This window comes from Candidatus Magnetaquicoccus inordinatus (assembly GCF_004217665.1).
GTDB lineage: Bacteria > Pseudomonadota > Magnetococcia > Magnetococcales > Magnetaquicoccaceae > Magnetaquicoccus > Magnetaquicoccus inordinatus.
In genome coordinates this window covers 1-11274 of record NZ_RXIU01000119.1, presented here as the reverse complement: position 1 = coordinate 11274, position 11274 = coordinate 1, and the positions used below count along the sequence as shown (strand labels likewise).

General features: G+C 53.5%; 9 protein-coding genes and 1 pseudogene. All 10 read right to left on the bottom strand.

The window, feature by feature from the left end; all coding sequences use genetic code 11:
* Positions 1 to 162: pseudogene (argC, locus tag EJP87_RS19000) on the bottom strand (N-acetyl-gamma-glutamyl-phosphate reductase); the annotation flags it as partial.
* A gap of 477 nt (positions 163 to 639) precedes the next feature.
* On the bottom strand, positions 640 to 1680 hold the full coding sequence (pheS, locus tag EJP87_RS09820) for a phenylalanine--tRNA ligase subunit alpha (protein WP_130471693.1): 1041 nt from the start codon (positions 1678 to 1680) through the stop codon (positions 640 to 642).
* Between the two features lie 11 nt (positions 1681 to 1691).
* The gene (gene rplT / locus EJP87_RS09815; RefSeq protein ID WP_130471692.1) at positions 1692 to 2048 is read right to left on the bottom strand and encodes a 50S ribosomal protein L20; all 357 of its coding nucleotides are present in this window, start codon (positions 2046 to 2048) and stop codon (positions 1692 to 1694) included.
* A gap of 30 nt (positions 2049 to 2078) precedes the next feature.
* A complete protein-coding gene (gene rpmI, locus EJP87_RS09810) occupies positions 2079 to 2282 on the bottom strand; it encodes a 50S ribosomal protein L35 (RefSeq protein ID WP_130471691.1) in 204 nt (67 codons plus the stop codon).
* A gap of 144 nt (positions 2283 to 2426) precedes the next feature.
* Positions 2427 to 2981 carry a translation initiation factor IF-3 gene (gene infC / locus EJP87_RS09805; RefSeq protein ID WP_227657560.1) on the bottom strand — a complete coding sequence of 185 codons (555 nt, stop codon included), beginning with the start codon at positions 2979 to 2981 and terminating at the stop codon, positions 2427 to 2429.
* Positions 2982 to 3094: 113 nt separating this feature from the next.
* A complete protein-coding gene (gene thrS / locus EJP87_RS09800; protein WP_130471689.1) occupies positions 3095 to 5005 on the bottom strand; it encodes a threonine--tRNA ligase in 1911 nt (636 codons plus the stop codon).
* A gap of 91 nt (positions 5006 to 5096) precedes the next feature.
* The gene (gene glmM, locus EJP87_RS09795; RefSeq protein WP_227657559.1) at positions 5097 to 6512 is read right to left on the bottom strand and encodes a phosphoglucosamine mutase; all 1416 of its coding nucleotides are present in this window, start codon (positions 6510 to 6512) and stop codon (positions 5097 to 5099) included.
* A gap of 309 nt (positions 6513 to 6821) precedes the next feature.
* The gene (folP, locus tag EJP87_RS09790; protein ID WP_130471688.1) at positions 6822 to 7778 is read right to left on the bottom strand and encodes a dihydropteroate synthase; all 957 of its coding nucleotides are present in this window, start codon (positions 7776 to 7778) and stop codon (positions 6822 to 6824) included.
* A 70-nt stretch (positions 7779 to 7848) separates the two neighbouring features.
* The gene (gene ftsH / locus EJP87_RS09785) at positions 7849 to 9831 is read right to left on the bottom strand and encodes an ATP-dependent zinc metalloprotease FtsH (RefSeq protein WP_130471687.1); all 1983 of its coding nucleotides are present in this window, start codon (positions 9829 to 9831) and stop codon (positions 7849 to 7851) included.
* Between the two features lie 137 nt (positions 9832 to 9968).
* Positions 9969 to 10976, bottom strand: coding sequence for a tRNA lysidine(34) synthetase TilS (gene tilS, locus EJP87_RS09780; protein ID WP_193771277.1), 1008 nt, complete (start codon positions 10974 to 10976; stop codon positions 9969 to 9971).
* Positions 10977 to 11274: the final 298 nt, after the last annotated feature.

The following is an 11274-nucleotide window of genomic DNA, read 5'->3' as shown; positions in this document are numbered from 1 at the left end:
GGGAAGGCTGCGCAAATGCGGAAAGGCTTGCCGCAATGGTTTGCCGGCATAGCGCTCCGAAGTGACATGCACAATCTCGGCATGGGGATGGCGCGCCAAAAGACGCACCAACTCACCACCGGTATAACCTGTGGCCCCTAAAATAGCAACAGCAATACTCATGATTCCTCTTGTACAAAACACAGAGTATATTCAAAAGAGATCTTTTGTGATATACTGTTTTTACAACCGCAACGGAAAACAACTCTGAACGTCGCTACCCCTCTCATCTGCACTCTGTCCGCTGTGTCACGCAAGCTTTGTCATCGACAGTGCCTTGCTGGAGGGTGCGGATCATCCAGGCAATCTGAATAGACCAAAACCGATAACTATTCAGGTTTGTGCTGGCTCGCCAGCTCTACCCCCATGGGGATGCTGTGCGGATTGGTGCAAAAATGCGCGCCAATCCGCACAGCTTGCTTCCATTAGGCGCGTCGCGCCGACGCAAAAAGCGCGTCGGCTTGTTATGAAAGGCGCGCCAAAGGCAAAAGATTAAAAACAAAATCCCAGGGATTCCATCCCTGGACCCGGCCAGGGAGGTGCCCTCCCTGGACCCGCAATAGTTTTGGGTGGTGAATAGTGAATAGTTACCAAAACCATTTATAACCGGGCATGCTGCTGCAGAAAACGCAGATCGTTGTCAAAAAACAGACGCAAATCCTGGATACCATATTTCAGCATAGCCAAGCGCTCGACACCCATGCCAAAGGCAAAACCAGAATAGCGCTCCCGATCAATACCCACATTTTCCAATACCGCCGGATGGATCAAACCACAACCCAGAACTTCAATCCAACCTGTTCCCTTGCAGACACGGCAGCCACGACCATCACAAAACAGGCAACCCATATCGGCTTCCGCCGATGGTTCCGTAAAGGGAAAAAAGGAGGGGCGAAAACGTACTGGCATCTCCCGGACGAAAAACAGTCGCAAAAAACGCTCCAGAATCCCCTTCAATTGCCCAAAATGGACCCCTTCGTCCACCAAAAAACCCTCCACCTGGTGAAACATGGGGGTATGGGTCAGATCAGAGTCGCAACGAAATACCTTACCAGGAGCAATAACGCGCAAGGGAGGTTTACGATTTTCCATCACCCGAATCTGCACGGTTGAGGTATGGGTTCTCAGCAAACGCTTTTCCCCCTTGCTGCCGGGAGGCAGGTAGAAGGTATCATGCATCTCACGCGCAGGATGGTCGTCTGGAATATTGAGCGCCGCAAAATTATGCCAATCATCTTCCACTTCGGGACCGGTCGCCGGTGGAAACCCCATACTGCGAAAAATGGTGGTGATCTCGCCCAAAGCGCGACTAATGGGATGGATCCCCCCTAATGGAGGAGTACGACCAGGCAAGGTGACATCGATCCGTTCCGCTGCCAGACGCCGCGACAGCTCCTCTTCTTGCAAAAGGCGCAGCCGCTGTTGCAGCATCTCGTTGAAGGCATCTTTCAAGCGGTTGGCCAGCTCTCCCAACAACGGGCGCTCTGCCGCACTGACCTCAGACAAACCACGCAATAACGAGGTTAAAGCGCCCTTTTTACCCAGAATCTGTACACGGATCTGTTCCAATTCGGCAAGCGACCCGGCTTCCTGGAGCCGGGTCAATGCCTCTTCTTGTAAAGCTTGCAGTTGTTCACGCATTGTTCGGCTGATTATGCCACCGCGCTTTTGGCACTTTGCACCAACTCGGCAAAGGCTTCCGGCTGGGAAACGGCCAATTCAGCCAACACCTTACGATCCAAATCGATGCCTGCTTTGGTCAGACCATCCATGAAACGGCTGTAAGAGAGTCCGCTCAAACGGGTAGCAGCATTGATGCGGGCAATCCACAAAGCACGAAACTCCCGTTTGCGATTTTTGCGATCCCGATAGGCATATTGCAGCCCTTTTTCCACCTTCTCCAGGGCAATGCGGTAGCAACTGCCGTTGCGGCCTTGATACCCTTTGGCCAACTTGAGAACTTTTTTATGACGCGCACGCGCTGGTACGCTCGGCTTGACTCGCGGCATAGCCGTATCTCCTTGCAAAAATCGTGAAAATTACAGGTTCAAGTTGGGCAGCATCCGGCGCACAGCGGCTTGATCGACATCTGCCACCATATCCACCCCCACCATATTGCGTTTCCGTTTCGGGCTTTTTTTGGTGAGGATGTGCCGCTTATAGGCTTTATTGCGCAACAATTTACCGGAGCCGGTGGTTCTGAACCGTTTGGCTGCGCCCCGATGGGTTTTGATTTTGGGCATGATTGGTTATCCACTCCTTAAACGTGCGGCAGGCTTGCTCGAAAAAGCATGCCGCATACACCAACAACAGGAAGATTGGCCGACCGCACCAATCCGATTACTCTGCCGCACCCTGTCACTGCAATAGAGTCGCGGCGGATATATTTATGATTCATCCAGCTCGTCGTCAACCATGCCAGAAGCGGCAGCGGCTTTTTTTCCACCAGAAGCGGGTGCCAAAACCATGGTCATCTGACGCCCCATCAATTTTGGGGGCTGTTCCACTTTGGCCTCTTCCCCCAAAACATCTTTTACCCGGATCAGCAGAGCCATTCCCAGATCCTGGTGGGCCATCTCCCGACCACGAAAACGCAAGGTGCATTTGACCTTGTCGCCATCTTCCAAAAACTTGCGGATACTGCGAATTTTGACTTCAAAATCGTGCACATCGGTCGCAGGACGAAACTTGATCTCCTTGATATCGATGCGCGTTTGTTTTTTGCGTGCCAAACGTTCGCGTACCGCTTTCTGGTACTTGAATTTGGTATAATCCATAATTTTGCAGACCGGCGGACGGGCTTGCGGCGCCACTTCGACCAGATCCAGGCTGGCCTCCATGGCACGGGCAAGGGCCTCTTGCCGACTGACGATACCGACCTGTTCGCCCTTTTCGTCGATCAGGCGCACTTCAGGAACCCGAATCTGCTCATTGATCCGCACGGTATCGGCGGCAGCGGGCGCAGAAGGGGCCGTCGGAGCGGCTGGCGCATGATGTGGTGCCGGCGCTGGCGGTCTGGGTTTTAAAGGTGGTTTGGCGATGGTATTCTCTCCATTTAATGTTTGGTTGCCTCTTCCAGAAGCCGGTCAGCAAAAGCTTCCACACTCTCTGCGCCATAGGTCTTGCCAGCACAATCACGTGGATTGACCGTCCCCTCTCTTTTCTCCTGGTCACCTACTATCAGCAACCAGGGCACCTTTTTCAAGGTGTGTTCACGAATTTTATAACCCACCTTCTGGCTGCGCAGATCGGCTTCCACACGTAAACCGCGTTGACGCAAACGATCCCGAACCTCTGTTGCCCAATCGTTCTGCTCATCAGTGATGGTCACCACCACCGCTTGCACCGGGGCCAACCAGACGGGAAAATATCCTGCATAGTGCTCGATCAGGATGCCAAAAAAGCGTTCCAACGATCCCAGCAAGGCGCGATGGATCATAATAGGCCGTTTACGCCCTCCATCTTCGCCAATGTAATATATATCAAATCGCTCTGGCAAATTGAAGTCTAATTGAATTGTCGAGCATTGCCATTTACGACCAATCGTATCAGTAATCTTGACATCGATTTTTGGACCATAAAAGGCACCACCGCCCACATCTTCAATAAATTTGAGATCACGGGCCATAATAGCATGTCGCAAAGCGACAGTCGCTTTTTCCCAAATCGCATCGGAACCCACCGATTTGCCGGGCCGAGTGGAAAGATTGACCTCAAACTCCTGAAAACCAAAACGCTTCAGGGTAGCCAAAGTCAAATCAAGGATGGCCAAAATTTCACTCTCGATCTGGTCTTCACGGCAGAAGACGTGCGCATCATCCTGGGTAAAGCCTCGTACCCGAAACAGTCCATGCAGCACCCCTGACATCTCATAGCGATACACTGTTCCCAACTCCGCCCAGCGCATCGGAAAATCACGGTGCGAATGCAGATGGGAGTTATAGATCAAAATATGAAAAGGGCAATTCATGGGCCGCAGTTGGTAGGGCTGTTCATCCACCAGCATGGCACCAAACATCGATTCCCGATAAAAATCAAGATGACCAGAGGTCCGCCACAACTCCAGATTGGCGATGTGCGGCGTATACAGCATTTCGTATCCCGCCTCCTGGTGCATTTTTTTCCAATAATTCTCGATCACCTGGCGCACACGGGCACCCATTGGATGCCAGAATACCAAACCACCACCAGCCTCTTCATGGAGGGAAAAAAGATCCAACTCTTTGCCCAAACGGCGATGATCTCGCTTTTCTGCCTCTTCCATCTGCGTCAAATAGCTGTCCAGGGCCTTTTTGTCCGGCCAAGCCGTACCATACACCCGTTGCAACTGTTGGTTGCGCGCATCACCACGCCAATAGGCCCCCGCCACGGAAAGCAATTTGAATGCTTTCAGATAGCCGGTATCCGGCACGTGCGGACCACGGCAGAGATCGATAAAATCCCCTTGCCGATACAGAGAGATCGCCTCTCCGGCAGGAATTTCGCTGATGATCTCTGCCTTGAAATGCTCCCCCTGAGCACGGAAAAAATCAATCGCTGCATCCCGATCCATCAACTCCCGTCGCACCGGCAAAGCCTGTTGTGCCAACTCCTGCATCCGCTTTTCAATAGCCTGCAAATCTTCGGGCGTAAAGGGACGCTCAAAGGCAAAATCATAATAAAATCCATTGTCCACAGCCGGACCAATCGTGACCTGTGCGCTGGGAAAAAGCTCCTTTACCGCTTGCGCCAACAGATGACTGGTGGAATGACGGATAATTTTCAAACCGCTTTCACTGGCAGCGGTAATCAATGAGACTTGCGCCGATTCAGTCAAACGATAAGTCAAATCCACCGCTTGACCATTGACAATTCCGGCCAGCGCCGCACGCGCCAAACCAGGACCAATAGCCGCCGCCACCTCTGCCACAGAGAGCGGTTGCGCAAAATCTTTCACCGTACCATCCGGTAGTGTTATTGCAATCATCTTCGTTCCAAATCCCGGCGCTACACCGAAAAAACAGATTGATCTGCAGCCTCTTGCCTGCCACAGCAAGGGCTCTGTTGTATCATCATGCCTACTCGTCCCTGGCCAATCCAGCCACCCGTTGAATCATTTGGCACAATTCGCTGGCCATCACCTCAATCCGCTCCTGATTATCCCCCTCCAGCATGACGCGCACTGTCGGCTCTGTCCCCGATTTGCGCACCAAAACTCGACCACTCCCCGCCAGGGTACGCTCTGCTTCGGCAATGGCCTCTTTTACCTCTGGATGGGAGAGCGGATCCCGATCGTTGGCAACCACCACATTTTGCAACACCTGGGGCACAATCTCCATGCCGGTAATCAGCTCGGAGAGCGGACGCCGACTGGATGCCATCAATTCCAATATTTTCAGTGCCGAAACAATGCCATCGCCGGTGGTGTTTTTGTCCAGAAAGATCATATGGCCGGACTGTTCGCCACCCAGGTTGTAGCCGCCTTGAATCATGCGTTCCAAAACATGGCGATCCCCCACACGGGTACGGATCAACTGCAGGTCATGCTGGGTCAAAAAGCGTTCCAAACCCAGATTGGACATGACAGTGGCCACCACCCCTCCTCCCCGCAAACTGCCCTCTCTCTGCATGGCGACGGCACTCATGGCCAAAACATGGTCCCCGTTGAGCAAGCGCCCTTTTTCATCACAGACCATCAAACGATCAGCATCGCCATCAAAAGCCACACCGATGTCAGCCCGTACCTCCTGAACCTTTCTCTGCAAAGCCTCCGGGTGCAGGGCACCAAAACCATCATTGATGTTATAACCATTGGGCGCATTGCCAATGGGAACCACTTCGGCTCCCAGCTCCCAAAAAACTGCCGGAGCCACCTTATAGGAGGCTCCATGCGCACAATCCACCACCACGCGCAGACCATCCAGACGCAGCTCTTTGGGAAAACAGTTCTTGCAAAACTCAATATAGCGACCACCCGCATCATCAATGATCGTCGCCTTGCCCAACTCGTGGGCTGAAGGTTGATAACGATCCAGATCATTTTCCCATACCAACTGTTCGATCTCGCCCTCCATGCTGTCGGGCAATTTCATACCATTGGCACTGAAAAATTTGATGCCGTTGTCATAAAACGGGTTATGGGAGGCCGAAATCATCACCCCCGCATCGGCACGCAAGGCACGGGTCAAAAAGGCGATGGCCGGGGTGGGCAAAGAGCCGACCTGGATGCAATGAATCCCCATCGAGGTAAATCCGGCCCGCAAAGCCGATTCAAACAGATAACCGGAAAGACGGGTATCCTTGCCGATCACCACCGAATGACGGCGATTTTGCGTGCGTTCACGACCACGAAACACCACTCCGGCGGCGCGTCCTAAACGCAAAACCAGTTCAGCAGTCATCGGATAGATATTAGCCCGACTGCGTACCCCATCGGTTCCGAACAGTTTTCCTTGATCTTTCTTGCTGCCGCTCATACCAACCATATTCAACATTTTTTGTAACTATTCAGGTTTGTGCTGGCTCGCCAGCTCTACCCCCATGGGGATGCTGTGCGGATTGGCGCAAAAAAGCGCGCCAATCCGCACAGCTTGCTTCCATTAGGCGCGCCGCGCCGACGCAAAAAGCGCGTCGGCTTCGTGTGAAAGGCGCGCCAAAAGCAAAAATCAAAATCAAAACCCCAGAGGCTCCGCCTCTGGACTCTGCCAGGGAGGAGCCCTCCCTGGACCCGCAGTTGTTTTGGCTGGTGAATAGTTACCATTTTTTTGCATGATGATCCAACACCAATTGCCCACTTATACGGTTTACCCTACTTGCAAACCATGGCAAGCATGTCGCAATCCATTCGCGACAGCCAGTGCTTGCCTAGCACCTTGTACATCATGGACTCGAATAATCGACACACCCGACAAAACAGCCCATGCGGCCAGCACATGGCTGCCCACATCCCGCTTTTGCGGCTCTTGCTCTCCACTTAACCAGCCAATTACACTTTTGCGGGAGACTCCCAACAAAATCGGCAGCTCAAGCACCTTTAAGGCGCGCAAATGGCAGAGCAGGAGCATATTATGCTCCTGTTTCTTGCCAAAACCGATCCCCGGATCCACTATTAAACGTTGGCGCGCAATACCCTGCTTTTCGCACCAGCGGATCCGTGCGGACAAAAAATCGATCACTTCGGCCAACACATCCTGATAGCAGGGAGCCTGCTGCATGGTGGCCGGATCTCCCTGCATGTGCATCAGCACAATAGGCTCGTGGCGTGGTGCCAGCACCCGTTGGGCAAACTGTTCGCTCACCCCCTGCAAACCATTGACATCATTGATCATGGTTGCACCAGCCTGCAAAGCAGCCTGCATCACCTCTGCCTTGCGGGTATCCACAGCAATGGGCCTATCCACCTGGGACACCAGGGCCGCGATCACCGGAATCACCCGATCCAACTCTTCCTGCAGCGAAACCTCTTGCGCCCCGGGACGGGTCGATTCGCCACCGACATCCAGCAAATCTGCCCCTTCTGCTACCATACGCAGCCCCTGGGCGACCGCCTGTTGCTGAAAACCCGCCAAACCATCACCGGAAAAAGAGTCCGGGGTTACATTGATGATACCCATCAGATGTGGTTGGCGCAGATCCAAAGAGTAACGACCACACTGCAATAGGGGCTGCTCTGAGCTTGTGCATAAATCTGCTGCGTGGCTCTGCGCCGTTGCGAACGCGGTCGCTCTTTGTCTCTCTGCTTGCTCTTTTTCGTCGCTCATGCGCACGCGCCTTGCCGCAGTGCCTGCCTGTAACGATCCATTCACCAACTCTCTGGTTGGCTCTGTTGGCTCATCCGTTTTCGCTGCCACCTCCCGATGAGGAGGATCCCCCTGGTTTTTGTGGACCGTAGGGTGATTGGCTGGGATGCGGAGGAGCCGCACGCGGGGTAAAACCTTCGCCCGGCGGACTCTTCTGATTATCATTATTTTCTGAGGGTGGCACTGGAGCTGCGGTCACACGCGGCCTGAGCGCCTCTTCCAGAGGCAACCCTTCCACCAAACGCAACACCTCATCTGCCTCCAAGGTCTCGCGATCCAATAACGCTTCAGCCATCCGATGCAGCACATCCATTTTATCCATCAGGATCTGCCGGGCACGTCCATGATTGGACTCAATGATCTCCCGCACCTCTTGATCAATCGACCGCGTGGTCTCTTCGGAAACGGTTTTGTGCTGGGTAATCTCACGGCCCAAGAAAATTTCCTCCTCCTTGGAGCCATAGGTGAGCGGTCCCAAACGTTTGCTCATCCCATATTGGCACACCATGCTAAAGGCGATATCGGTAGCCCGTTTAATATCATTGCCTGCACCGGTGGTCATCTGTCCCAACACCAGCTCTTCCGCCAAACGACCTCCCATCAAAATAGCGATGTTGTCATCCAACTGCTGTTTGGAGTAGGTATGACGATCCTCCATGGGCAACTGCATGGTCAAACCCAAAGCCCGACCGCGAGGAATAATAGTCACTTTGTGCACGGGATCGGTACCAGGAATGACACTGGCGACAATGGCATGTCCTGCTTCATGATAGGCAGTTGTGCGCCGTTCCTGTTCGGAAATCACCGCCGACTTGCGCGGTTTGCCCATCATGACCTTATCCTTGGCCGTCTCAAAATCTTCCATATCGACAAACTGCTTGTCGCTGCGCGCCGCACCCAAAGCCGCTTCATTGACCAGGTTGGCCAGATCCGCACCAGAAAAGCCGGGTGTACCGCGTGCAATCACCTCCGCATCCACCGCCTCAGCCAACGGCAATTTGGCCATATGCACCGTCAAGATCTGGGTCCGACCACGAATATCAGGATTGGGAACAGCCACTTGTCGATCAAAGCGACCGGGACGCAACAGGGCCGGATCCAACACATCCGGGCGGTTGGTAGCGGCTACCAGGATCACCCCTTCGTTGGACTCAAAACCATCCATCTCCACCAGCAACTGGTTGAGGGTCTGTTCGCGTTCATCATGCCCTCCTCCCAGACCGGCACCACGGTGACGGCCCACAGCATCGATCTCATCGATAAAGATGATGCAGGGAGCATTTTTTTTGCCTTGCTCAAACATATCCCGCACCCGGGCGGCACCCACTCCGACAAACATCTCCACAAAATCGGATCCGGAGAGGTTGAAAAAGGGTACGTTGGCCTCACCGGCAATGGCCCTGGCCAACAAGGTTTTACCTGTGCCCGGTGGACCGATCAGCAACACCCCCTTGGGAATTTTTCCGCCCAGCCGTTGAAATTTCTGTGGGCTGCGCAAAAATTCGATAATCTCCTGCAGCTCCTCTTTGGCCTCATCGATACCGGCCACATCGGCAAAGGTAACCTTGCATTGCTGTTCGGAGAGGACACGGGCCTTGGATTTGCCAAAAGACATGGCACCCCGACCACCGCCACCCTGCATCTGACGCATGAAGAAGATCCAGACCCCGATTAATAACAACATCGGAAACCAGGAGATCAAGACCGTCAGCAACAATGGGGTCTCTTCCGGGGGCCGCGCTGTAATATTCACCTTTTTCTCCCGCAGCATCCGCATCAAATCGGGATCATCTGGAGTATAGGTAGAAAACAGATTGCCATCCGAAAACATACCGGAAAGGGTGCGCCCCTGTACGGTGACATCGGTTACACGCCCCAATTCCAATTGGTGCAGAAAATCAGAAAAAGGTATATGGCGATCCCGCCCACTTGGCTGGTTGAATAAATTAAACAACATCACCAGAAGCAGGCCAATCACCATCCACATGGAAAGATTTTTATAGAACCCGTTCAACCACTTCCTCCCAGGTACCGTTAACATCCCGGCCAATGAGCACTGAAAACAAAATTAAGACAAGTTGAAAGATAGGGGCAACAGCAAAAAAGTTCAATGGTTTCCTTTGCCCACACCCTGCCGCAATGCAACCTTTTTCAATTCCAGCGGCCAGTAGGCAGACGAAACAGCAGACGATCCTGCTGTCGTTCAATCACCATGCCCTGTACAACCATGCTCCAGTGCCGTTTTCGGCTATGCAAGCGCTGCACAAAACCGTTTACGGCACGCGCCCCCAGTGGCATCCCCTTTTCTGGCAACTGTTGCCGACAGCGTTGCAGACAACGGTAAAGCAGTTCCTCTGGTAACGCACACAAAGGAGCAATTGCCAAGGAGATGCCGCCTGTTGCCAACTGTCGTGGCTCCCAGGTGGGCCAGAGCTGTTCCAACATCCACTGCAGTGCCTGCTCTGTCTGCTGCATCCGCGTGGCAGTTGCCGCCAGTCTACTGCTCAATGCAGGATCGGCAACACTTTGCAAAACAGGCATCACCTCATGACGAATCCTGTTGCGACGGGCCACCAAAAGGGCGTTGCTGGCATCCTCTCGCCATGTAATCCCCCTCTCTTGCAACCAATTGCGCAACTCTGCACGACTGAAGGGTAACAGTGGCCGAATCAGTGCCACCTCTTCTGCCAACGGACGACTGCTGGAAATCGCTTGCAAGCCGTGCACACCACTGCCACGCAATAATCGTTCCAGAATGGTTTCGGCCTGATCATCCTGATGATGTCCGGTGGTGACACAAAAGGCTGCGCTCTGTCGGGCTGTGGCAAGCAAAAACTGATAGCGAGCGCTGCGCGCCTGTTCGGCAAGATTACCGGTTAACGGCCTATCCTGCCAACAACCGACTGTACAAGAGAGGTGCAATTGTGCAGCTCTCTCTTGCACAAATTGGGCATCCAAGGCGGCATCGTTGCGCAAACCGTGATTAAAATGGGCAACATGCAGCGATAAGTGCGGGTCGGCTACACTGGCAACCAGCAAATGCAGCAGGGCCAGCGAATCGGCTCCTCCTGATACGGCAACCAAAATGGGCTGTCGATGCGCCAACAATGGCAAGGCGTGCTGGCGAAAACGCTGCAGCAAACCAGAGTTCTCTCTCACCAGTCAATCACCCACTGCATCGGAAAGTGATCCTTGCTGTGCTGAAAAAAACAATTTACATGGCCCTGTGCGCAACCAGCAGCCATTTTTGCCTATGGCCGTTCTGCACGCATTCGGGAAATCTACAGATTCACATCAACGACCAGAAAAGCATCGCTTCCTGTAGCTATTTATGTCTGTCCTGGCTCGCCAGCTCTAACCCAATGGGGATACTGTGCGGGTTGGCGCAATAATACGCGCCAATCCGCGCAGCTTGCTTCCATTAGGCGCGCCGCGCCGACGCAAAAAGCGCGTCGGC